This is a genomic window from Cupriavidus sp. 21MJTG02-4, from assembly GCF_057798975.1.
On record NZ_JBYOJP010000001.1, the window covers coordinates 108024 to 130476 of the forward strand.

Annotated in this window: 21 protein-coding genes; 2 read left to right on the plus strand and 19 right to left on the minus strand. The window is 66.2% G+C overall.

Annotated elements, in window-relative coordinates:
- Positions 1-24: 24 nt before the first annotated feature.
- Positions 25-429 (plus strand): acyl-CoA thioesterase, encoded by a 405-nt coding sequence (locus AC3FKH_RS00540; RefSeq protein ID WP_488672059.1) that lies wholly within the window; start codon positions 25-27, stop codon positions 427-429.
- Positions 430-523: 94 nt separating this feature from the next.
- On the opposite strand, the gene AC3FKH_RS00545 is transcribed toward AC3FKH_RS00540, so the two are convergent.
- From AC3FKH_RS00545 to clsB, 6 genes are all read right to left on the minus strand, one after another.
- Positions 524-1300, minus strand: coding sequence for an enoyl-CoA hydratase (locus tag AC3FKH_RS00545; protein ID WP_488672061.1), 777 nt, complete (start codon positions 1298-1300; stop codon positions 524-526).
- A 71-nt stretch (positions 1301-1371) separates the two neighbouring features.
- Complete coding sequence (locus AC3FKH_RS00550; RefSeq protein ID WP_488672858.1) at positions 1372-2571, minus strand: acetyl-CoA C-acyltransferase; 1200 nt, start codon at positions 2569-2571, stop codon at positions 1372-1374.
- 17 nt (positions 2572-2588) lie between these two features.
- Positions 2589-5012 carry a 3-hydroxyacyl-CoA dehydrogenase/enoyl-CoA hydratase family protein gene (locus AC3FKH_RS00555; protein WP_488672063.1) on the minus strand — a complete coding sequence of 808 codons (2424 nt, stop codon included), beginning with the start codon at positions 5010-5012 and terminating at the stop codon, positions 2589-2591.
- 83 nt (positions 5013-5095) lie between these two features.
- A complete protein-coding gene (locus tag AC3FKH_RS00560) occupies positions 5096-6883 on the minus strand; it encodes an acyl-CoA dehydrogenase C-terminal domain-containing protein (RefSeq protein WP_488672064.1) in 1788 nt (595 codons plus the stop codon).
- An 83-nt stretch (positions 6884-6966) separates the two neighbouring features.
- Positions 6967-7557, minus strand: a complete 591-nt coding sequence (locus tag AC3FKH_RS00565) for a TetR/AcrR family transcriptional regulator (protein ID WP_211948946.1) — start codon at positions 7555-7557, stop codon at positions 6967-6969.
- Positions 7558-7892: 335 nt separating this feature from the next.
- The gene (gene clsB, locus AC3FKH_RS00570; RefSeq protein ID WP_488672860.1) at positions 7893-9260 is read right to left on the minus strand and encodes a cardiolipin synthase ClsB; all 1368 of its coding nucleotides are present in this window, start codon (positions 9258-9260) and stop codon (positions 7893-7895) included.
- 54 nt (positions 9261-9314) lie between these two features.
- Here clsB and mobB point away from each other — a divergent pair, with 54 nt between their 5' ends.
- Positions 9315-9836, plus strand: a complete 522-nt coding sequence (gene mobB, locus AC3FKH_RS00575; RefSeq protein ID WP_488672066.1) for a molybdopterin-guanine dinucleotide biosynthesis protein B — start codon at positions 9315-9317, stop codon at positions 9834-9836.
- Here the strand turns inward: mobB and AC3FKH_RS00580 are convergent.
- The 13 genes from AC3FKH_RS00580 to AC3FKH_RS00640 form a co-directional block, all read right to left on the minus strand.
- Complete coding sequence (locus AC3FKH_RS00580) at positions 9833-10606, minus strand: endonuclease/exonuclease/phosphatase family protein (protein WP_483710424.1); 774 nt, start codon at positions 10604-10606, stop codon at positions 9833-9835. The two genes, mobB and AC3FKH_RS00580, sit on opposite strands and share 4 nt — an antisense overlap.
- Positions 10606-11076, minus strand: a complete 471-nt coding sequence (gene nudB / locus AC3FKH_RS00585) for a dihydroneopterin triphosphate diphosphatase (protein ID WP_488672068.1) — start codon at positions 11074-11076, stop codon at positions 10606-10608. The genes AC3FKH_RS00580 and nudB overlap by 1 nt, the downstream gene beginning before the upstream one ends.
- A gap of 72 nt (positions 11077-11148) precedes the next feature.
- A complete protein-coding gene (locus tag AC3FKH_RS00590; protein ID WP_488672069.1) occupies positions 11149-12042 on the minus strand; it encodes a hypothetical protein in 894 nt (297 codons plus the stop codon).
- Between the two features lie 204 nt (positions 12043-12246).
- The gene (gene aspS / locus AC3FKH_RS00595) at positions 12247-14055 is read right to left on the minus strand and encodes an aspartate--tRNA ligase (protein ID WP_483710421.1); all 1809 of its coding nucleotides are present in this window, start codon (positions 14053-14055) and stop codon (positions 12247-12249) included.
- Between the two features lie 45 nt (positions 14056-14100).
- On the minus strand, positions 14101-14838 hold the full coding sequence (locus AC3FKH_RS00600) for a DUF502 domain-containing protein (RefSeq protein WP_488672070.1): 738 nt from the start codon (positions 14836-14838) through the stop codon (positions 14101-14103).
- 13 nt (positions 14839-14851) lie between these two features.
- Entirely contained in the window at positions 14852-15190 is a 339-nt protein-coding gene (locus AC3FKH_RS00605) for an FmdB family zinc ribbon protein (RefSeq protein ID WP_483710419.1), read from the minus strand.
- Between the two features lie 194 nt (positions 15191-15384).
- Entirely contained in the window at positions 15385-16821 is a 1437-nt protein-coding gene (locus AC3FKH_RS00610; RefSeq protein WP_488672071.1) for a high affinity choline transporter 1, read from the minus strand.
- A 296-nt stretch (positions 16822-17117) separates the two neighbouring features.
- A complete protein-coding gene (locus tag AC3FKH_RS00615) occupies positions 17118-17741 on the minus strand; it encodes a methyltransferase domain-containing protein (protein WP_488672073.1) in 624 nt (207 codons plus the stop codon).
- A gap of 20 nt (positions 17742-17761) precedes the next feature.
- Positions 17762-19336: a ubiquinone biosynthesis regulatory protein kinase UbiB gene (gene ubiB / locus AC3FKH_RS00620; protein WP_488672075.1), complete on the minus strand. Its 1575-nt coding sequence runs from the start codon at positions 19334-19336 to the stop codon at positions 17762-17764.
- Positions 19337-19411: 75 nt separating this feature from the next.
- The gene (locus AC3FKH_RS00625; RefSeq protein ID WP_488672077.1) at positions 19412-20080 is read right to left on the minus strand and encodes a ubiquinone biosynthesis accessory factor UbiJ; all 669 of its coding nucleotides are present in this window, start codon (positions 20078-20080) and stop codon (positions 19412-19414) included.
- A gap of 150 nt (positions 20081-20230) precedes the next feature.
- Positions 20231-21199, minus strand: a complete 969-nt coding sequence (locus tag AC3FKH_RS00630; RefSeq protein WP_488672078.1) for a Tim44 domain-containing protein — start codon at positions 21197-21199, stop codon at positions 20231-20233.
- A 71-nt stretch (positions 21200-21270) separates the two neighbouring features.
- Entirely contained in the window at positions 21271-22002 is a 732-nt protein-coding gene (ubiE, locus tag AC3FKH_RS00635) for a bifunctional demethylmenaquinone methyltransferase/2-methoxy-6-polyprenyl-1,4-benzoquinol methylase UbiE (RefSeq protein WP_488672079.1), read from the minus strand.
- Between the two features lie 21 nt (positions 22003-22023).
- A complete protein-coding gene (locus tag AC3FKH_RS00640; protein WP_488672081.1) occupies positions 22024-22440 on the minus strand; it encodes a gamma-butyrobetaine hydroxylase family protein in 417 nt (138 codons plus the stop codon).
- Positions 22441-22453 lie beyond the last annotated feature (13 nt).

The window sequence follows — 22453 nt, forward strand, 5'->3', positions numbered from 1 at the left end:
TCCCTTCCTTTCCGGTTTCCCGCAATGAACTCGCCCCATACCGTCCCCGCCCTGCCAGCCGGCAAGAGCCCCGCCCTTCGCGTTGTCCCGATGCCCGCCGATGCCAATGTGCATGGCGACGTGTTCGGCGGCTGGATCATGGCGCAGGTGGACATCGCCGGATCCATTCCCGCGGTCGAGCGCGCCCAGGGCCGCGTGGCCACGGTGGCCGTGAATTCCTTCCTGTTCAAGCACCCCGTGTTTGTCGGCGACCTGGTGAGCTTCTATGCCGAGATCGAGAAGACCGGCCGCACCTCGATCACGGTGTCCGTCGAGGTCTACGCGCAGCGCATGCGGCACAGCAATGAGATCGTCAAGGTGACGGAAGCCACGCTGACGTATGTGGCGACGGATGAGGACCGGCAGCCGAGGGTGTTGCCGGCGGAGTGAGCCACAGCGGGGTTTCTCCCCTCTCCCTCTTGCGGGAGAGGCGAGCCAGGCTCCGGTAAGGCGCCGTCGTCAGGATCGCCAGCGCGGTCGCCGTTCAGCTGAACTTCGTAAAATCCGGCTTGCGTTTCTCGAAGAAAGCCGTGAACGCCTCCTTCGCTTCCGGTGCCACCAGCATGCGCCGGAACACTTCGCCCTCCTCGGCCATCTTCTTCTCGACGACTGCCACGTCGTTACCCTTCATCAGCCGCTTGGTCTCGCGCAGCGACGAGGCCGGCAGCGCGGCCAGCTTGCGCGCCTGCTGCAGTGCAAAGACGTGCAGTTCCGCTACCGGCAGCACGCGTGTGACAAGACCAAGCTGGTGCGCTTCCTGCGCGCCGAACGGCTCGCCCAGCATCAGCTTCTCGGCGGCGCGCTGGTAGCCAAGAAGCCGCGGCAGCAGCAGGCTGGATGCCGCCTCCGGGCACAGGCCCAGCTGCGTGAACGGCAGCGACAGCTTGGCCGTTTCCGATGCATAGACGAAATCGCAATGCAGCAGCAGCGTGGTGCCGACCCCCACGGCCGCACCGCTGACTGCCGCGACGATGGGCTTGCTCGCGTGGCTGATCTGGTCCAGGAACTGGAACACCGGTGCCGGCTCCGTACCTTCACTGCCGGTCGGCGGGCGCTGCATGAAATCTTCCAGGTCGTTGCCGGCGGTGAAGATCTCGTCCTTGCCGCGAATCAGGATCACGCGGACCGCGCTGTCTGCCTCACCCGCGCGCAGCGCGTCGGCCATAGCCTGGTACATCGATGCCGTGATGGCGTTCTTCTTCTCGGCACGATCGAATTCGATCGTCAGGATGCCCTGCTCAATGCTGGTGCGAATGCTCATGGATGCCTCTCGTGGGAATACGTGGCTGCAATGACGGGATGGGGCGCCGCCAAGGCAACGCCCCCGATGCTTCAGACGCGCTCGAAGATCCCGGCTGCGCCCATGCCAGTGCCCACGCACATGGTCACCATGCCGTACTTCAGGTTGTGGCGACGCAGCGCATGCACCACGGTGGCCGAGCGGATGGCACCGGTCGCGCCAAGCGGATGGCCCAGTGCAATCGCACCGCCCATGCGATTGACCCTGGCCGGATCAAGCTCCAGGTCGCGCATGACTGCCAGCGACTGCGCGGCAAAGGCCTCGTTCAGCTCGATCCAGTCGATCTGATCCTGCGTCAGCCCGGCCGCCTTCAGCGCCGCGGGAATCGCTTCCTTCGGACCGATCCCCATGATCTGCGGCGGCACCCCGCGCACCGCGAACGACACGAAGCGCGCGAGCGGCACCAGGTTGAACTGCTTCAGGATCTTCTCGGACACCAGGATCAGCGCCCCGGCGCCATCGGACGTCTGCGAACTGTTGCCGGCGGTCACGCTGCCCTTGTTGGCGAACACCGGGCGCAGCTTGCCCAGGCCTTCGAGCGAGGTATCGAGGCGCGGACCTTCGTCCAGCGCGATGGTGCGCGTCTTGACGCTGACCTCGCCGCTGGCCAGGTTCGGGAACTTCTCGACGATCTCGATCGGCGTGATCTCGTCGTTGAATTCCCCCGCCTGCTGCGCGGCAATGGCCTTCTGGTGCGAGGCCAGCGAGAACGCATCCTGGTCTTCGCGGCTGACCTGCCATTGCTGCGCAACCTTCTCGGCGGTCAGGCCCATGCCATAGGCAATGCCGACATTCTCGTCGCGCGTGAAGATGTCGGGCGACATCGATGGCGAGTTGCCCATCATCGGCACCATGCTCATCGATTCCACGCCGGCGGCGATCATCACATCGGATTCGCCCACGCGGATGCGGTCGGCGGCCATCGCCACCGCGCTCAGGCCCGAGGCGCAGAAGCGGTTGACGGTGATGCCACCCACGGTGTTCGGCAGGCCCGACAGCAACGCGCCGATGCGCGCCACGTTCAGGCCCTGCTGCGCTTCGGGAATCGCGCAGCCGACGATGGCGTCTTCGATCAGCGCCGAGTCAAGCGACGGCACCTGCGCCACGGCGGCCTTGAGGATCATCGCCAGCAGGTCATCCGGGCGCATGTTCTTGAACGCGCCCTTCGGCGCCTTGCCGATCGGGGTACGGGTGGCGGCAACGATATAGGCGTCTTGCAGTTGTTTCATGATGTCTGTTCCTCGCTGCCTTAGTTGCGGACGGGCTTGCCGGTCTGCAGCATTCCCATGATGCGTTCCTGCGTCTTGCTGGTGCCGAGCAGGTCGACGAAGGCCTTGCGCTCGAGCGCGAGCAGCCACTCCTCGCTCACGAGCGAGCCGGCCTCGACGTCGCCGCCGCACACCACTTCGGCAATGCGCGCGGCAATCAAGAAATCGTGCGCGGAGATAAAGCCGCCGTCGCGCATATTGACCAGCGAGGCCTTGATGGTCGCAATGCCCGAGCGGCCGGCCACTGGCACCAATGCCGGCAGCGGCGCGCGATAGCCGGCGTCGGCGAGTGCGCGCACCTGGTTCTGCGCCACGTGGAGCAGTTCGTGCACGTTGAAGACGATCGTGTCCGAGGCCTGCAGGTAGCCCATCTGGCGCGCTTCGAGCGCGGAAGCCGACACCTTGGCCATGGCCGCGTTCTGGAAGCGGCTGGTCAGGAACTGCAGGTAGTTGGTGCTGCCGGCCGCTTGCGCAGCCCGCGCTGCCGCCAGTGCGGCTTCCTTCAAACCACCGCCGGCAGGCACCAGGCCCACGCCCACTTCCACCAGGCCGATATAGGTTTCCAGCGCCGCCACGCGTGCCGCCGAATGCAGCATCAGTTCGCAGCCACCGCCCAGCGCAATGCCCGATGCGGCCGATACCACGGGCACCGCCGCATACTTCACGCGCATCATGCCGTCCTGGAACTTCTTCACGAAGGGCTCGATGCCCTTGGCGCCGCCCATCATGAAGGCCGGCATCGCGGCTTCCAGGTTGGCGCCCGCGGAGAACGGGCCGCCCGGCGCGCCAAGCTGCAGCGATGTCGGCTGCCACACGACCAGGCCTTTGTATTCGGCTTCGGCAAGGTCGATTGCACGCGTCAGGCCGTCGATCACGTCCGGCCCGATGGTGTTCATCTTGCTCTTGAACGAGATCACCAGCACATCGTCCTGGCCCTCGGCCACCCAGATGCGCACGGCGTCGTTCTCTTCCACGGTGCGGCCTGCCTTGCGCGGATCGACCGCGGCCGTGCCCTGCAGCGCGGCGCGGAAGACCTGGCGCTGGTACACCGGCAGCGTGCTGCGCGCGACGAACTGCTGCGTGGCCGGCGCCCACGAACCCTGCGCGGCATGCACACCCTGGTTCTCGGCCACGGGGCCTTCGAACACCCACGCGGGCATCGGAGCGCCGGACAGCGCCTTGCCAGCTTCGATATCTTCCTTCACCCACTCCGCCACCTGTTTCCAGCCTGCGGCCTGCCAGTCCTCGAACGGACCGGAGTTCCAGCCGAAGCCCCAGCGGATCGCCAGATCGATATCGGCCGCCGAACCGGCGATCTGTTCGAGGTAGACCGCGATGTAGTGGAATACGTCGCGGAACACCGACCACAGGAACTGCGCCTGCGGATTGGTCGACTCGCGCAGCAGCTTGATGCGCTCGGCCGGCGCCTTCTTGAGCATGCGCACGACGATCTCGTCGGCCTTCTTGCCCGACTCGACATACTGGCCGGTCTTGGCGTCGAGCACCTTGATCGCCTTGCCTTCCTTCTTGTAGAAGCCGGCGCCGGTCTTCTGGCCCAGCGCGCCGGCATCGACCAGGCCCTTCAGCACGGCCGGGGTCTTGTAGACGGGCGCGAACGGATCGTCATGCAGGTTGTCCTGCATGGTCTTGATCACGTGGGCCATGGTGTCCAGGCCCACCACGTCGGCGGTGCGGAACGTGGCCGACTTGGCGCGGCCCAGTTTCGAGCCGGTCAGGTCGTCGACGATGTCGAACGGGATGCCGAATTTCTCGGCCTCGGCGAACACCGCCAGGATCGAAAAGATGCCGACGCGGTTGGCGATGAAGTTGGGCGTGTCTTTCGCGCGCACCACGCCCTTGCCGAGCGTGGTGGTCAGGAAGGCTTCGAGCTTGTCGAGGATTTCCGGCTGCGTAGTCGCGGTCGGGATCAGCTCGACCAGGTGCATGTAGCGCGGCGGGTTGAAGAAGTGCACGCCGCAGAAGCGCGCCTTCAGGTCGGCGTCGAAGCCGTCCGACAGCCCGGTGATCGACAAACCCGAGGTATTGGACGCGAAGATGGTATTCGCGCCCAGGTGCGGCGCGACCTTCTTGTACAGGTCGTGCTTCCAGTCCATGCGTTCGGCAATCGCTTCGATCACCACGTCGCACTCCTTGAGCAGGGCGATATCGTCTTCGTAGTTGGCGGCCTGGATCAGGCCGGCCTCATCCTTGATGCCCAGCGGCGCAGGCGAGAGCTTCTTCAGGTTCTCGATGGCACGCAGCGCGATCCCGCTCTTGGGGCCTTCCTTGGCCGGCAGGTCGAACAGCACCACCGGCACGCGCGCGTTGACGAGATGGGCGGCGATCTGCGCCCCCATGACGCCGGCGCCGAGCACGGCGACTTTCTTGACGATGAAATTGGACATGAGCGCTCCTGATGGATTGAGCGTTTTGATGAAGGGCGGGTCCTCCCTCCTGCCATGAGGAGAGAGGATGGGCAATCAGGCCGTCAGAACAAGTCAGCGTCCAGCGCCATCAGCGTGGCCGAGCCGGCGCGCGCCTTGCGGATTTCGCCAGCCGTTTCCGGCAGCAGCTTGGCAAAGTAGAAGCGCGCCGTCGCCAGCTTGGCCGTGTAGAACTTGTCGCCGGTGCCTTCCTTCTCCAGCGAGATCTTGGCCATGCGGGCCCAGAAGTACGCGAACACCAGGTGGCCCACTACGCGCAGGTATGGCACCGCCGCGGCGCCGACTTCATCCGCGTTGCCCATGGCTTTCATGCCGATTTCCATGGTCAGCTTCTGCACCTTGTCGCCCAGGTCGGCCAGCGGATTGACGAACTCCTGCATCGCCTCGTTGGTGCCCTCTTCCTCGACGAATGCCTGCACGATCTTGCCGAAGGCCTTCATCTTCGCGCCCATGTCGCCAAGGATCTTGCGGCCCAGCAGGTCCAGCGCCTGGATGGTGTTGGTGCCTTCGTAGATCATGTTGATGCGGGCGTCGCGCACGTACTGCTCCATGCCCCATTCGGAGATGTAGCCGTGGCCGCCGAACACCTGCATGCCTTCGTTGGTGCTGGTGAATGCGTTGTCGGTCAGGAAGGCCTTGATCACCGGCGTCAGCAGCGCCACCAGGTCGCCGGCCTGCTTGCGCACGGCCTCGTCGGGGTGCGACAGTTCGCGGTCGATCTGCAGCGCGGTCCAGTAGCTGAACGCGCGGCCGCCTTCGGCATAGGCCTTCTGCGTCAGCAGCATGCGGCGCACATCCGGATGCACGATGATCGGATCGGCCGGCTTGTCCGGTGCCTTCGGGCCGGTCAGCGCACGCATCTGCAGGCGGTCCTTGGCGTAGGCCACAGAGTTCTGATACGCGACTTCGGTCAGGCCCAGGCCCTGCGCGCCGACGCCCAGGCGCGCGGCATTCATCATCACGAACATGGCGTTCAGACCCTTGTTGGCCTCGCCCACCAGCCAGCCGCGCGCGCCATCGAGGTTCATCACGCAGGTGGCGTTGCCGTGGATGCCCATCTTGTGCTCGATCGAGCCGCATTGGATGCCGTTGCGCTCGCCCGGGTTGCCGCTGGCATCGGGGATGAACTTCGGCACGACGAACAGCGAAATGCCCTTGGTGCCCTGCGGCGCATCCGGCAGGCGCGCCAGCACCAGGTGGATGATGTTCTCGGCCAGGTCGTGCTCGCCGGCGGAGATAAAGATCTTGGTGCCGGTCAGCAGGTAGGAACCATCGGCCTGTGGTTCGGCTTTCGTGCGCAGGATGCCGAGGTCGGTGCCGCAATGCGGCTCGGTCAGGCACATGGTGCCGGTCCACACGCCCGACACCAGCTTGGGCAGGTACGCCTGCTGCAGTTCCGGCGTACCGTGCGCGTGCAGGGCCTCGTAGGCGCCGTGCGACAGGCCCGGGTACATGGTCCACGCCTGGCTGGCCGAGTTCAGCATCTCGTACAGCACGTTGTTGACCACGATCGGCAGGCCCTGACCGCCGAAGGCCGGGTCGCAGGCCAGCGCCGGCCAGCCGGCCTCCACGTACTGCTCGTAGGCTTCCTTGAAGCCGGTCGGGGCCTTCACCACGCCGTCGCCGACGTAGGTGCAGCCTTCGCGGTCGCCCACCTGGTTGAGCGGGAACACCACGTCCGAGCAGAACTTGCCCGCTTCCTCGATGACCTGGTTGATGGTGTCCGCGTCGATGTCCGCGTGCGGCGGCATCGCCTTGAGTTCGGCTTCGGCGCCGAGCAGTTCATGAAGGACAAACTGCATGTCGCGCAACGGTGCGGTGTACTGGCCCATCAAAAGCTCCTTGGAGTTTTACGATGCCGCCACGCCGCCCGTGCCACCCGGCAGGCGGGCGACACGGTCCGTACGCGACAGCCTCAGGTACGGTAAGACTGAATCAGTTTGTTGAGCGCGACCATGGCAAGCTCGGCGCTGTCCGGCAGGCGCAGGAAACGTGCGTCGTGATGCAGGCCCAGTTCAAGGCTGTACATCTCGAACAGCATCAGGCGCGGATCGCTGTCCGCGCGCAGGTGCCCCTCTTCCTTTGCCTGGCTGATGGCACGCGTCAGCGCCGATCGCCAGATGCTGACGCTCTTGACCAGCTCGTCACGCACCAGGCTTTCCGCGCGGTCGTCGTACTCGACGGCGCCGCTGATGTAGATGCATCCCGTCGTCACTTCCTGGATGCGTTTCTCCATCCACCGGCGCACCATCGACCACAGCCGAGGCAACCCGCGCGGCTCATGCAGAGAAGGGTAAAAAACCTCCTGCTCGAACCGCCGGTGATACTCGCGCACAACTTCCACCTGCAGGTCTTCGCGCGAACCGAAATGCGCGAAGACGCCGCTCTTGCTCATCTGCATGCGTTCCGCCAACAGCCCGATGGTCAGACCTTCGAGCCCGTCGCGGGACGACAATTCCAGTGCGGCATCCAGAATCGCCACGCGCGTCATTTCCCCCTTGCGCATCGGCGCGGGGGAAGCGGTGGCGGATTCAAGACGAGCTGACTGGTGTCGCATAATTATTTCTCCGTTCTTGTGGCGCCTTCACTGGGCACCACGTATGACCCTGACGTTGCTTATTGCATGCGGCGGCCGCAGAAATGCCGGTTTTCGCCGCGAATGCACGCAGTCTAAGCCAAAAAAGAACGGTCGTTCAGATTATTCTGTCGTGCCCCGTTGCCATCAAGCTTTTAATTAGACCCACGTTTCTAAACAGGCTGCGTTGCAACATCATCGCGCCGCCTGTTGCTTCAAGCCACGCAGCCTGCATCGTGCTGCGAAGCAATACCTCATGTGCCGCCCTAGTAGCGCCCGGTCACGCCGGCGATGACGACGCCGAGACGCAACACCATGTACGCCGCCCAGTTCGCGACGCGCCGCAGCGAGGAGCGGCGTGCATGGGCTTCGGGCATGACACGCACGCTGCGCTGCGCGATGGCCCGCTCCAGTTCCGCACGCAAGCAGGCGGCGAAGGCCGGATCATAAATGCAGACGTTGGCCTCGCGCGCGAGCAGCAGACTGAACGGATCCATATTGCTCGACCCGACCGTGGCCCACGTCTCGTCCACCACACCGACCTTGGCGTGCAGGAAGCTTTCGGCGTACTCGTAGATCTCGACACCGGCGTCCAGCAAGCTGGCATAGAGCGCATGCGTGGCGAAATGCTGGAGACGGTATTCGACCCTGCCCTGCAACAGCAATCGTACCCGCACGCCGCGCTCGCGGCACGCGAGCAGCGCGCGCCGCATCTTGTGGCCGGGCAGGAAATACGCGTTGGCCAGGATCACGTCGTCACGGGCCACGCCCAGCGCGCGCAGATATTCGCGCTCGATGGTGCGGCGGTTGCGCAGATTGTCGCGCAGCAGCAGCGCCGCCAGCACGCCGCCCGCGGTGTCGCGCCGTGGCGGCAGGTCGGTGACGAGCGGGTAGCCCGCCGCCGCGCCCGCCAGGCCGACGCCGTGCAATTCGCCGCGCAGGGAAAGCCGCCACCACAGCCGTTCGGCCGTCAGTGCAATGCGGTCCACCAGCGGCCCGCTGACTTCGACGGCAAAGTCGTAGCGAGCCCCCAGCCCTGCCTGCTCGAACGGCCCGTGATTGTAGTCGTCGATGATGTTGATGCCACCTACGAACGCCACGCGCCGGTCAATCACCGCCAGCTTGCGGTGCAGGCGGCGCAGGTGCCGGCGCGCCAGCCGAAAGCCGCTCAGGACGCGGTAGACCCGCAGTTGCACGCCGCCGTCGCGCAGGCGCTGCGCGAGCTCGGGGGACATGTCGCCGGCACCGAAACCGTCCACCGTGAGCCGTACCGATACGCCGCGCGCCACCGCACGGACCAGCGCGTCGCTGACGGCGCGGCCGACGTCGTCGTCGGCATAGATGTAAGTCTCGATGATGACCTGGAAGGCCGCGGCATCGATGGCCTCGATCAGCGCCGGGAAGAAATCGCGCCCCCCGCTCAGCAGGCGTACCTGGTTGCCGCCCACCGGCTTGCCATGCCTTCCGGCCCAGCGCAGCAGGCGCCGCCGTCCCGCGGTCGCGGCCGTGGTGCCGGGCTCGCCGTCCCGCGCCGCAACATGCGCCACGGCGGCGGCACCCGTGGCGGCCGGCTTGTCGGTGTCGGATATCCGTGACATGACGCGATTATGGGACACAAGGCGCCATCTGCACATGGTGCGGCGCATCTCTGCTATCGTCGATGCACTCAGGCACCCAGGGACAGCACTGTGAAGGTATTCGGCATCACCGGCTCGTCGGGCAGCGGCAAGACCACGCTGCTCGACGCGCTGATCCCGCGCTTCGTCGCCACCGGCATGCGGGTCAACGGCATCAAGCACACGCACCACGGCTTCGACCCCGATACACCGGGCAAGGACTCCTGGCGCATGCGCGAGTCCGGCTGCAGCAATGTGGTGCTGGTCGGCGCGCGACACATGACGCTGATGCGCCATTACCCCGAGGATGTCCCATCGCCGGAACTCGATGATGCGCTGGCCGTGCTGCCGGCGGATACCGACCTGGTGCTGGTCGAAGGCTATAAACGCAGCGATTTCCCGAAGCTCGAAGTGTTTCGCCCATCGCTGGGGCGTGCGCCCCTATGGGATGAAGTACCTGGTGTGATCGCCGTGGCCACTGATGCGCCGGAAGCCGTGGCGCAGATGACGTCCCTGCCGGTGCTGGACCTCGGCGATCCCGACGCGATCTTCCAGTTCATCCGCAGCCGGCTGGACCAGGCCGAAACCGGCTAGGCGGCCTTCCCGCCGGCCGCGCTGCCGTCATCGGCGTTCTGTGCCAGCTCCGCCACCAGCGGCACGTGGTCCGAGCGCTGCGCCCAGTCGCGCCCGGTCAGGGCATGCGCCCGCTCGATCTCGAAGCCGCGCACGTAGATGCGGTCGAGTTGCCACCACGGCATATGGCTCGGAAACGTATGCAGGCGCGCGCCACGTGCGTGAGAAGCTTCCACCGCGCCAAGCGTATTGCAGATCTGCGCGTCGAGCCGGTGGTTCCAGTCGTTGAAATCGCCGGCGATCACCAGCGGCGCCGAGGGCGGCACCACGTTGCGCACACGCTCGACCAGCGCCTCGGCCTGGCGCGCGCGGCTGCGCGCGAACAGGCCGAAATGCACGCAGATCAGGTGGGCTTCCCTGCCGTTCACGTCGGCCACCGCATGCAACAGCCCGCGCTGCTCGAAGCGGTGATCGGAAATATCGAGGTTCTCCGACATCAGGATCGGATGTCGCGACAGGATCGCGTTGCCGTGGTGGCCGTGTTCGTAGACAGCGTTGCGCCCATACACGGAGTGCGGGTAAGCATCCGTAGCCAGGTAGTTCAGCTGCGTGTGTTCGGGATCGAACAGCGCCGCGGCGACCAGGCGGTCGTTGCGGTCCTGAACCTCCTGCAGGAACACGATATCGGCGTCCATGGCCTGCAGCCCTGCCCGCACGTTCTGGATTCGGGGGCGGCGCGAAATGCCGGTCACGCCCTTGTGGATGTTGTAGGTGACCACGCGCAGCTTCATCACCCCGCTCCACAGACGGCCGGCCTGCCCGCGGCGCGCCAGGCAAGCTGGCGCACCGCCTCCGCGTTGCTGCTGGAGAAGCACTGCTGCGCGGCGGCTTCCCATGGCAGCCAGCGCGACTGCAGGTGCTCGCGTGGCGCAAGCGTCACGGGCAGCGGCCCGGATACGCACAGGCCAAACCAGTGTTCGGTATTGCGCGTGACGCCGGCCTCATACCGGTGGCGCCACTGCGGATAGATGTCGTACTGGATGGTGTGCTGCCAGTCGGCGAGCTGGTGTTCGCCGGCAATGATGCCGGTCTCCTCGAACACTTCGCGCGCGGCGGTCAGCGCCAGCGGCTCGTCATGGGTGTCCAGGCTGCCGGTCACGGACTGCCAGAAGCCCGGCCGGTCGGCACGTTCCAGCAACAGCACTTGGAGATCTGGCGTGTAGATCACGACCAGCACGGATTCAGGAATCTTGTAGGGCATGGAACAGGGTCCGATGGACACCCCCAAGGATAGCGCAGCCGCGCCCGCTTGCCACGCAAATGACCGCCGCGTTCAGGCGGCGTCGCGTTCGGTTTCGGGGTGCATCGGGTCGATGCTCAGCCAGGTGTCGAAGACGTCGGGCGCGTCGCCGTGCCCCCAGGCTTCGCGCAGCTGCTGCATCAGCGGCGCAAGCGCTTCCCGGTAGCGCAGCGCGGCGTCGCGCGCCTGGAACGCCAGGTCGTCGGCACTGCCCTGCGCCTGCTCGCGCAGGATGCCGCGCTGCTGGACGATTTCCTTTTCGCGCTGGCCCAGGGCGTTGTACTTCTGGATCAGGAAGCGCTGGTGATCGCCGGCTTCCTCACGCTGCGCCGAGCGGGCGTTCGCTTGTTCGAAGCGCATCACGATGCTGGCGGTCTCCTGCTCGACATGGGCCGCCTCGGCTTCGAGCGCACGGAGCGCGTCCTGCCGGCGCTGGGCGTCGCGGCGGCTGTCCTGCACGCGCGCGGCTTCTTCGTCGAAGGTGCGCTGCGCGAACAGGTAGGCCTGCACCACGGGCTGCGGCGCCACAACCAGCAGCGGATCGGCGCCGGCGGCACGCTGGCCGCTCAACAGGGCATCGTCGGGAATGCGCAGGTTGCCCAGCTCTTCCAGCCAGCGGCCGCGCGCCATCACGGCGGCCACGGTGTCCAGCGCCACGTGGCGCAGGGCGTCGGCACGCTTCGATTCCACCGGCTCGGCCACGGCCCCCCCGCTGGTCGCCTGCGCGGCGGCGTGGGCAATGTCGGGCACACAGGCCGCCACGGTCGTTGCCACCGATTCCGACATGGCCCGCGCCGACTTGCGCACCGCGCGGCGCAGTTCGAAGCGTGCCAGCAGCATCATCACCAGGCCGGCCACCAGCCAGGTCACGAGCGTTTCGGCATGGGCCAGCAGGAACTGGCGGATCAGGTCTGTATCCAGGTTCACGTTATTTTCCTCCCGCGCGCCGGCCACCTTGGATGCGGGAGCTCGGTCAACGCCTAGATAAAAGAGACACTGCGAGCCCGGGTGATGTTCCGACCAGTAACAAATGGAAACTTTGGCGCGCTGTCCGGCTCCGGAATCACTTCGACCAGAAACAAAAAAACCGCGCACAAGGCGCGGTTTTTTTTTCGGTGAGAACCGTCAGGCTCAGACCGTGGTCTTCGGCTCGGTGGCGCGCAGGCGGATATGGAGTTCGCGCAGCTGCTTTTCGTCGACCGCGCTCGGCGCCTGCGTCAGCAGGTCCTGGGCGCGCTGGGTCTTCGGGAAGGCGATCACGTCGCGGATCGAATCGGCACCGGCCATCATGGTGACGATACGGTCCAGGCCGAACGCCAGGCCGCCATGCGGAGGCGCGCCATATTGCAGCGCATCAAGCAGGTAGCCGAACTTGGCGCGGGCTTCCTCGTCGCTGATCTTCAGTGCGCGGAACACCTTGCTCTGGATGTCCGAGCGATAGATACGGACCGAGCCGCCGCCCATTTCCCAGCCGTTCAGCACCATGTCGTAGGCCTTGGCGATGCACTTGCCCGGGTCGGTTTCCAGGTACTGCAGGTGCTCGTCCTTGGGGCTGGTGAACGGGTGGTGCATGGCGACCCAGCGGGCGTCTTCCTCGTCGTACTCGAACATCGGGAAGTCGATCACCCACAGCGGCTTCCACACGTCTTCGAACAGGCCGTTGGCCTTGCCGAATTCCGAGTGGCCGATCTTCAGGCGCAGCGCGCCGATGGCGTCGTTGACCACCTTGGCCTTGTCGGCGCCGAAGAAGATGATGTCGCCGTCCTGGGCGCCGGTGCGCTTCAGGATCTCGGCAATGGCCGCGTCATGCAGGTTCTTGACGATCGGCGACTGCAGGCCGTCACGGCCCTTGGCGACTTCGTTGACCTTGACCCAGGCCAGGCCCTTGGCGCCGTAGATGCCGACGAACTGGGTGTAGGCGTCGATCTCGCCGCGCGAAATCGCACTGCCACCCGGCACGCGCAGGCCGACCACGCGGCCGTTGTCGCTGTTGGCGGGGCCCGAGAACACCTTGAAGTCGACGTCCTTCATCACGTCGGTCAGATCGGTGAATTCGAGCTTCACGCGCAGGTCCGGTTTGTCCGAGCCGAAACGGGCCATGGCTTCGCGGAACTCCATCACCGGGAACTTCGCGTCCAGGTCGACGTCGATGGCGTTCTTGAACACCACGCGCATCATGTCCTCGAACAGGTCACGGATTTCCTGCTCGGTCAGGAACGAGGTCTCGCAGTCGATCTGGGTGAATTCCGGCTGGCGGTCGGCGCGCAGGTCTTCGTCGCGGAAGCACTTGGTGATCTGGTAGTAGCGGTCGAAGCCCGACACCATCAGCATCTGCTTGAAGATTTGCGGCGATTGCGGCAGCGCGAAGAAGTGGCCCGGGTTCACGCGCGACGGCACCAGGTAGTCGCGCGCGCCTTCCGGCGTGCTCTTGCCGAGCATCGGCGTTTCGATGTCGATGAAGCCTTGCGCATCGAGGAACTTGCGGACTTCCATCGCCACCTTGTAGCGCAGGCGCAGGTTGTACTGCATCTGCGGACGGCGCAGGTCCAGCACGCGGTGCGTCAGGCGGGTGGTTTCCGACAGGTTGTCGTCGTCGAGCTGGAACGGCGGCGTGACCGACGGGTTCAGCACGGTCAGCTCATGGCACAGCACCTCGATCTTGCCCGAGGTCAGGTTGGTGTTCTCGGTGCCGGCCGGGCGCGGACGCACCTTGCCGGTAATGCGGATGCAGAACTCGTTGCGGATCTCTTCCGCGGCCTTGAACATCTCCGGGCGGTCCGGGTCGCACACCACCTGCACCAGGCCTTCGCGGTCGCGCAGGTCGATGAAGATCACGCCGCCATGGTCGCGGCGGCGCTGCACCCAGCCGGTCAGGGCCACTTCCTGGCCCGAGAGTTGTTCGGTCACCAGACCGCAGTAGTGAGTACGCATGGAGGACATAGATGTTTCCCGGTAATACGCGACCGCCCGCCGGGCGGCCCGTGATCAATTGGTATGCGAAGGATCGGCCGTCTCGACCGCTGCCGCGTGGCCGGCATCAGCGCCGGTCGCCCTGGCAGGGCTGACGGGATCCGCCGGGCGGCTCGGGCCGCCGTTTTTGCGGGGCAGGTCCGCCGGTGCCACCACGCCCATCGATACGATGTACTTGAGCGCGGCGTCGACGGTCATGTCGAGTTCGATGGTGTCGGCCTTGGGCATCATCAGGAAGAAGCCCGAGGTCGGATTGGGCGTGGTCGGCACGTAGACGCTGACGTATTCGCCCTGCAGGTGGTTCTGCACATCGCCGCCCGGACGGCCGGTCAGGAAGGCGATGGTCCACGAGCCTTCACGCGGGTACTGCACCAGCAGCGCCTTGCGGAACGCATTGCCCGACGACGACAGCAGCGTGTCGGAGACCTGCTTGACGCTGGTGTAGATCGGGCCCACCACCGGGATATGGCCCAGCAGCGCTTCCCACCAGCGCACCAGGCGCTGGCCGATGAAGTTGTGCGCGAGCAGCCCGACCAGCAGGATGCACAGCAGCGTCAGGATGGCGCCAAGGCCGGTCACGCGCTTGCCGAACAGCAACTGGTCCGGGCGCCAGGCCTCGGGCAGCAGCGCCAGGCTCTGGTCCATGGTGCCGATGATCAGGCTGAGCACCCACAGCGTGATGCCCAGCGGCACGAGCACCAGCAACCCGGTCAGGAACCAGGTCTTCAGCGCGGAGGTTTTCTTAGCGACCACGGCCGTCCTGCGATCAGTGGCAGGCGCAGGCGCTGCCGCAACCGCCAGCGGCGGGCGCCGAGGAAGCCGTGGTGCTGGCGGACGATTCGGTCGATGCCGCAGCCGTGCTCTCGGCGGCGGCAGGCGCCGCCGCGCCGGAGGTCGCCGCGGCGCTGGTGCCGCCGCTGCCACCGCGGAAATCGGTCACGTACCAGCCCGAACCCTTGAGCTGGAAACCGGCCGCGGTCAGCTGCTTCTTGAAGCTTCCGGCGGCGCCGCAGGACGGGCAGTCGGTCAGCGGAGCGTCGCTCATCTTCTGCAGCACATCGCGCCCGTGGCCGCAGGCGTCGCAACGGTAGGCATAGATCGGCATGGTATGTCTTTGGCGAATAATCAGGATCGGAACAGCGCAGGCATCGTCCGGGCGAGCGCGCGCGACGATGCAAAGCCTTGAATTATAAACCCTTACGGGGTTGCCTGACGGGCGGAAATACGGGCACGAAACAGCACATCCAGCCGGCAGGACCGGTTTCGTGCCAATCAGGCAGCCGTCCCGCCGGGGGGCGGTCAGGCGATATGCACTTCCTGGACCGGCGCGTGGTCCGCAATCCACTGCGGCAGCAGCGATCCGACCACCATGCCGCTGATCGAGAACAGCAGGCCGACCATCTGCGGCGGCATGGTCGCGTCGGCGAACGCGACCTCGCAGGTCAGCCAGGAACCGAGGCCGAGCAGGATGGCCGCCAGGCCGCCCTGGCGCGTGGCGGGCTTCCAGAACATGCCGAAGGCCAGCGGCACGAACGACGACACCAGCGTGACCTTGTAGGCATTTTCGACCATATGGAAAATCGACAGGTGCGAGTTCAGGGCGAACAGGGTCACCATCGCCGTGAACACCAGCACGACCGTCTGCATCACGCGCAGGAACTTGCGGTCGTCGAGGTGCCGGAAATACGGCCGCAGGATGTTCTCGGCGAACGTCACCGACGGCGCCAGCAGCGTCGCCGAGGCGCAGCTCTTGATGGCCGACAGCAGCGCGCCGAAGAACATCACCTGCGCGAACATCGGCGCGTGCTGCAGGATCAGCTGCGGCAGGATCAGCTGGGAATCCGAGTTGATGTATTTCGCCACCATGCCCGGGTCGATCAGCGTGGCCGAATAGGCCAGGAACATCGGGATAAAGGCGAAGAAGAAATACAGCACGCCGCCGAGCACGGAGGCACGCCCGGCGATCTGTTCGGTGCGCGACGACGTGACGCGCTGGAACACGTCCTGCTGCGGGATCGAACCGAGCATCATGGTGAACAGCGCCGCCGCAAACCCGATGATCTGCACCAGGTCCAGCGAAGGCAGGAACTCGAACTTTCCGGCCGCCGCAGCATGCGACACCACCGCCACCACGCCGCCGGCCTGGCCGCTGACCTCGTAACCGATATAGAGCATGCCCACCACGATGATGATCATCTGGAGGAAGTCCGTCACCGCCACCGCCCACATGCCGCCGAACAGCGTGTACACCAGCACGCTGGCCGCGCCGATCATCATGCCGGCGTCCTGCGACAGCGCGCCGTCGGAGACCGTGTAGAACACCAGCCCGAGTGCCTTGATCTGCGCCGCCACCCAGCCCAGGTAGGACACCACGATGCACAGCGTGGTCAGCACCTCGGCCAGCCGCCCGTAGCGGTTGTGGTAGTAGTCGCCGATAGTGAGCAGGTTCATCCGGTACAGCGGCCGCGCGAAGAACAGGCCTACCAGGATCAGGCACAGCGACGAGCCGAACGGGTCGGAGACCACGCCGGACAGGCCTTCTTTCAGGAATACCGCGGGAATGCCCAGCACGGTTTCGGAACCGAACCAGGTGGCGAAGACGGTGGCGGTGACGACGTAGAACGGCAGGCTGCGCCCGGCCACGGCGAAATCTGCGGTGTTGCGCACGCGCAGCGCGGCCCACAAGCCGATGCCGACCGAGATTACCCAGTAGATGATGACGAACCAGATCAGCATGCCGCTGCCCTATGCAGAAAGTGCCCTTGTGGCGAGAAACCGAATGCCGGGGCGCAGGCGCTGGCCTGCCGTCCCGGAGTCCAATTCATCGGTCGGGGCCGCTTGAGGGGCATTGCGACGCCGGTCCCCTGAGCGGGATGGCGCACTTGGCCTGCGGTCGTAGCCGAATCAAAACGCGGATTATAGCGATGCAGAACTTGGCCGGCGAAGAAAAATCCGGTGCCGGGCCCGATCGGGCCGGCCGTGCAGCGTAACGGCCACAGCGCAGGCGCCGGACTGTTGCGCCGGCGCCTGCGTCAGGCCCGGCGGCGCCAGACCTGCCAGCGCTCCTGCCCTTCGAAGACCGGCAGCGGCGCGGCCGACGGGCGGTCATCGATCCGTTCGAAGGCAGGCCCCAGCAGGGCATCAAGGTCGGACGCCAGCATCGCGAACGGCGGCCCGCCGCGCTTGTCGCCCAGGAAGAAATATCCGGCCAGCAAACCCCCTGCCGGCAGCAGTGCCGCCACGCGTTCGGCGTAGGCTTCGCGCAGCGCCGGCGGCAGCGCGCAGAGGAAGGCGCGCTCGTAGATCAGTTCGCAGCGCGGCTCCGGCGTATAGGCGAAGAAATCCGCTTCACGCACGATCGCAGCGGCCGGGCCCAGCGCACGGCGGGCCGAGGCCACGGCCTGCGGCGAAAAGTCGATCGCCGTGACCGGCCAGCCGCGCTCGAACAGCCAGCCCGCTTCCCAGCCGTTGCCGCAGCCGGGTACCAGCGTCGGGCACGGCGTCTTGCGGGTCACGAACTGCTGGAACTCCGCCGGCACGCCTTGCAGGTCCCAGGGCGTGAAGCCTTGCTCGAAGCGCTCGTCCCAGAACGCCGGGTCTGCGGCATTGCGGGTGGTGAAGGACGGCGGGCTGGCTGCCTTGTCGGCCGGGTTCATGTGGTCTCTCCTTCGACCTGTCAGTAGCCGGACCACGCCAGCAGATGGGTCAGCACGATGCCCGCCAGGAAGCCGCCGACCAGCAGCAGCACGGTGCCGACCAGCCGGTTGGTGCGGCGCTGTTCGGTAACGAGCATGGCCAGCAGCCGCTCCTGCTCGCCATTGGTGTTCAGCGCGCGGCGTTCGAGGAACTGATGCGCCAGGCGCGGGAAGTCGGGCAGCATCTTGGCCCACAACGGCGCCTCGACCTGGATCCGTTCCCACGCGCCCTTCCAGCCCACCTGCTCGTGCATCCAGCGTTCCAGGAACGGCTTGGCGGTTTTCCACAGGTCCAGGTCCGGGTCGAGCTGTCGGCCCAGGCCTTCGATATTGAGTAGCGTCTTCTGCAGCAGCACCAGTTGCGGCTGGATCTCGACGTTGAAGCGGCGCGAGGTCTGGAACAGGCGCATCAGCACCATGCCCAGCGAGATTTCCTTGAGCGGCTTGTCGAAGTACGGCTCGCAGCAGGCACGCACCGCGCTTTCGAGTTCTTCCACGCGGGTGTCGGGCGGCACCCAGCCCGATTCCACGTGCAGCAGCGCCACGCGGTGATAGTCGCGGCGGAAGAAGGCGATGAAGTTCTGCGCCAGGTAGTTCTTGTCGAACTCCGACAACGCGCCGACGATGCCGAAGTCCAGCGCGATATAGCGGCCAAAGGTTTCCGGCTGCACCGATACCAGGATGTTGCCGGGGTGCATGTCGGCATGGAAGAAGCCGTCGCGGAACACCTGCGTGAAGAAGATCTCGACGCCCTCCTCGGCAAGCTGGTGCATGTCGACGCCGGCCGCCTTGAGCGATTCGGTGCGCGAGATCGGGATGCCGTGCATGCGCTCCATCACGAACACCGTGCTGCTGCACCAGTCCCAGAACACTTCGGGCACCAGCAGCAGGTTGGTATCGGCAAAGTTGCGGCGCAGCTGGCTGGCGTTGGCCGCCTCGATCATCAGGTCGAGTTCGTCGTGCAGGTACTTGTCGAACTCGGCCACCACTTCGCGCGGCTTCAGGCGCTTGCCGTCGGCCCAGAAACGCTCGAGCCAGGTGGCCATGTCGCGCATCAGCGCCAGGTCGCTGTCGATCACCGGCAGCATGCCGGGGCGCAGCACCTTGACGGCCACCTCGCGGCCATGGTTCGGGCCGCCCCGCAGCGTGGCGAAGTGCACCTGCGCGATGGACGCGCTGGCCACGGGCTGATGCTCGAACGTCTCGAACAGTTCGTCGAGCGAGCGCCCGAGCGAACGCTCGACGATCCGCACGGCCACGGCCGAGTCGAAAGGCGGCACCTGGTCCTGCAACTTCGCAAGTTCGTCGGCAATATCCGGAGGCATCAGGTCGCGGCGCGTGGACAGGACCTGGCCGAACTTGACGAAGATCGGCCCGAGCTTGGTCAGCGCCAGCCGCAGGCGCTCGCCGCGCGGCATGTCCAGCTTGCGCCCGATGGTCATGACGCGGACCAGGAAACGGATCTTGCGGTTCTGGAAACCGGACAGCACAAGCTCGTCCAGCCCGTAGTACAGGATAACGAAGAGGATCTTGCCGAGGCGCAGAAGGCGGGTCATGCGACGGAATTCAGGAAACAGTGGCGCTGCGCGAGGCGGGCGGCAGCAAAAAATGGCGTCATGCCGGCGGCGCGATCAGCGATGGGCGGACGGCAGCGCCGTCGACCCGGCGGGACGCGCGCGCTCGAGCCGCTCCAGGCGTTTCTCCAGGCGGGCCAGGTCATCGCGCAGGCGGCCCACGTCGGCGCCAAAGCCGTCCAGCGCACCATGGCGCACCAGCGTCGGCTTTTCATCCAGCAGGTACTCGGTGACGTTCTCGACGAGCGTGCGGCCGACGCGCGTGGCCTGCTCATGCGCCTGGCGCGCGCCATCGACCATGCGCTGGGCCAGGCTGTCGCTGAGCGGGCCGCCGAGGATCCCACGAAACGCGCGCGACAAGTCCTCGGCCGCGTCCCAGCGCAGGTTGCGCGCCAGCATCGAAACCGTGTTGGCCAGCTCGGCGTCGCCTTCGATGCGCACATGGCGCATCGCCGCGGCCTGGCCGCCGTCCGCCATGTCGGCGGCAACCAGCGGCCATTGTTGCAGCGGCACCAAAATCGTGACCGCCGGTGCTTCGGCCGCGGGCGCCAGCTCGATGGCACCGTCCTCGGTCACGCGCAGCGACAGCGCGAACGCGGCCGCGTCGAGGCGGACCACGCGTCCGGCAAACGCCACCAGCTGGCCACGGGCCCAGGGTTCCTGTTCGAGCAGGTGGTTCAGCGCGGCAACGGCGGGCGCGGCCAGGGCGGAAGGCAGAGGGTTCATGGCGATTGGCTTGCTGCGAACGGCTGGACAGGCAGGGCCGGCAAAAGCGCCGGGCGCCGCCTCCAAACGGAAAAGGCCCGCGCTTGCGCACGGGCCCTCCATTCTAAGCTACTCCCCGCTGGCGTCGCCGCCATGGGGCAGTGACGGCACTCAGGATTCCTGCTGGATACCGGCCAGGAGCCAGCCGCCCGTCCCGGAAACCGGCTTGGCCAGGTTCCAGACCTCGGCAAACGGCTGCGCCGCTTCGCCGGCGCGCTCGCGGATCATGCCCGAGAAGCGCACGCTGGCCAGGTGCTGGGTCGGCGACGATTCAATACCCAGCATCTGCCCTTCCAGCGTGACCACGTCCGTCTTGTTGACTTCGGTGCCGCGCTCGGCCAGGTCCATCTTGATCTCGGCAAACATTTCCGGCGTCGTGAATTCGCGGATGTCGTCGAGGTTGCCGGCATCCCACGCTGCCTGCAGGCGCACGAAATGCACCTTGGCATTGCGCAGGAAGGCTTCGGTGTCGAAGTCGGCCGGCACGCCCCACGGCTGCTGGGCCACGGCATCGCCGGCGAGCGGCGCGGCGCTTGCGGCCGGCATCACCGGATTCGCAGCCGGCGCCGGCTGGCGCAGCATCGGCTCGGCGTTACTACCCATGCCGCCCACATTGCCGGCACCGGCGTAGGCCGGCTGCTGGCTACGCTGGCTGCCGCCACGGAACTTGCGGATCAGCCAGATCACCACGAACGCGACCAGGGCAATCAGGATCAGGTTGGCCAGGAAGCTGGCCGCCGCGCCGCCCAGGCCAAAGTGCGACAGCAGCGCCGCAATGCCCAGACCCGCGGCGAGGCCGCCGAGCATGCCGGCCCAGTTGCGCTTGGGCTTTGCCGCGGCCGCGGCTGCGCCGGCAGCCCCGGCGGTGGCCGGCGCAGCCTGCTGCGCAGGTTGCTGGGCCGGCTGTTGCGACGGCGTTTGCTGTGCCGGCGCCTGCTGGCGCTGCTGCGTCACGGTGGACGATTGCTTGCCGATGCTGCGCGAACCGCCCATGCGCTTGGCATTGGCGTCCAGCGCCGCGCCGAGCGCGATCGCGGCAATCAGCGACCCCACCAGGAATTTTCCGCGAATTGAAGACATGTTCAGTGATCCCCTGTCAGTTTCCACTCAAATCCGGTCTCAAATGCCGAATTCAAGCCAGAAATGGCGATTTAGTACTTGCGCCCGACGTGGAGCGCCACCACTCCGGCCGTCAGATTGAAGTATTCGACCTTCTCCAGCCCAACTTGTTCCATCAAGCGTACAAGTGAAGTCTGGTCCGGATGCATTCTGATCGATTCTGCCAGATAACGATAGCTGGGGGCATCCCCCGCCACCTTCTCCCCGAGCCACGGGAGCACCTTGAACGAATAGATATCGTAGGCCTTCTCCAGCGGTTTCCATACCTTGGAGAACTCCAGCACCATGACCTTGCCGCCCGGCTTCACCACGCGGCGCATTTCGGCCAGCGCGGCATCCTTGTGGGTCATGTTGCGCAGGCCGAAGGCCACCGTGACCAGGTCAAAGTAGTTGTCCGGGAACGGGATGCGTTCGGCGTCGCACAGCGCCACTGGCGTGACGATGCCCTTGTCGAGCAGGCGGTCGCGGCCCACGCGCAGCATCGACTCGTTGATGTCGGTCAGCCAGACCTGGCCGGTCGGACCGGCCTGCTTCGCGAATGCCTTGGCCAGGTCGCCTGTACCGCCGGCGATGTCCAGCACCTTATGGCCCGGGCGCACGTTGGCCTGGGCGATGGTGAACATCTTCCACAGCCGGTGCATGCCGCCCGACATCAGGTCGTTCATCACGTCATACTTGCTGGCGACCGAATGGAACACGCCGGCGACCTTGCCGGCCTTTTCCGATTCGTCGACCTTGTCGAACCCGAAGTGGGTTTCGCTCATATCTCAGACTCCAGGTACAGATCAGTGGTGATGGCCGCAACCATGGCCGCCGGCGGCCGCCATGGGCGTGTCCCGGTCGGCGCCGGCGGCTTCCAGGCGCTGCAGGTAGTCGGCCCACAGCACATCCTGCTGGTCGCCGAGGCGGTACAGCAGTTCCCAGGAATAGATGCCGGTATCGTGGCCGTCGGTAAAGCGGATCTGGATGGCGTAGTTGCCCACGGGCTCGACGGCGGCAATGCCGACCTCGCGCTTGCCGGTCTGCAGCACTTCCTGGCCGGGGCCGTGTCCCTGCACTTCGGCCGACGGCGAATACACGCGCAGCAGCTCGAACGGCAACCGGAAGCTGCGCCCGTTGTCGAAGCCGACTTCAAGCACGCGCGATTGCGTGTGCACCGTCAGCGCGTTGGGATGGGGGGTATCTTTCTCGAGGCCTGCCATAGTGTGTTCGCCG

Coding starts and splice junctions, on each gene's coding strand:
- AC3FKH_RS00540 (WP_488672059.1), top strand. CDS start 25: ATGAACTCGCCCCATACCGTCCCCGCCCTGCCAGCCGGCAAGAGCCCC.
- AC3FKH_RS00545 (WP_488672061.1), bottom strand. CDS start 1,300: ATGAGCATTCGCACCAGCATTGAGCAGGGCATCCTGACGATCGAATTC.
- AC3FKH_RS00555 (WP_488672063.1), bottom strand. CDS start 5,012: ATGTCCAATTTCATCGTCAAGAAAGTCGCCGTGCTCGGCGCCGGCGTC.
- AC3FKH_RS00560 (WP_488672064.1), bottom strand. CDS start 6,883: ATGGGCCAGTACACCGCACCGTTGCGCGACATGCAGTTTGTCCTTCAT.
- AC3FKH_RS00565 (WP_211948946.1), bottom strand. CDS start 7,557: ATGCGCAAGGGGGAAATGACGCGCGTGGCGATTCTGGATGCCGCACTG.
- clsB (WP_488672860.1), bottom strand. CDS start 9,260: ATGTGCAGATGGCGCCTTGTGTCCCATAATCGCGTCATGTCACGGATA.
- AC3FKH_RS00580 (WP_483710424.1), bottom strand. CDS start 10,606: ATGAAGCTGCGCGTGGTCACCTACAACATCCACAAGGGCGTGACCGGC.
- nudB (WP_488672068.1), bottom strand. CDS start 11,076: ATGCCCTACAAGATTCCTGAATCCGTGCTGGTCGTGATCTACACGCCA.
- aspS (WP_483710421.1), bottom strand. CDS start 14,055: ATGTCCTCCATGCGTACTCACTACTGCGGTCTGGTGACCGAACAACTC.
- AC3FKH_RS00605 (WP_483710419.1), bottom strand. CDS start 15,190: ATGCCGATCTATGCCTACCGTTGCGACGCCTGCGGCCACGGGCGCGAT.
- AC3FKH_RS00610 (WP_488672071.1), bottom strand. CDS start 16,821: ATGCTGATCTGGTTCGTCATCATCTACTGGGTAATCTCGGTCGGCATC.
- AC3FKH_RS00615 (WP_488672073.1), bottom strand. CDS start 17,741: ATGAACCCGGCCGACAAGGCAGCCAGCCCGCCGTCCTTCACCACCCGC.
- ubiB (WP_488672075.1), bottom strand. CDS start 19,336: ATGACCCGCCTTCTGCGCCTCGGCAAGATCCTCTTCGTTATCCTGTAC.
- AC3FKH_RS00625 (WP_488672077.1), bottom strand. CDS start 20,080: ATGAACCCTCTGCCTTCCGCCCTGGCCGCGCCCGCCGTTGCCGCGCTG.
- AC3FKH_RS00630 (WP_488672078.1), bottom strand. CDS start 21,199: ATGTCTTCAATTCGCGGAAAATTCCTGGTGGGGTCGCTGATTGCCGCG.
- ubiE (WP_488672079.1), bottom strand. CDS start 22,002: ATGAGCGAAACCCACTTCGGGTTCGACAAGGTCGACGAATCGGAAAAG.
- AC3FKH_RS00640 (WP_488672081.1), bottom strand. CDS start 22,440: ATGGCAGGCCTCGAGAAAGATACCCCCCATCCCAACGCGCTGACGGTG.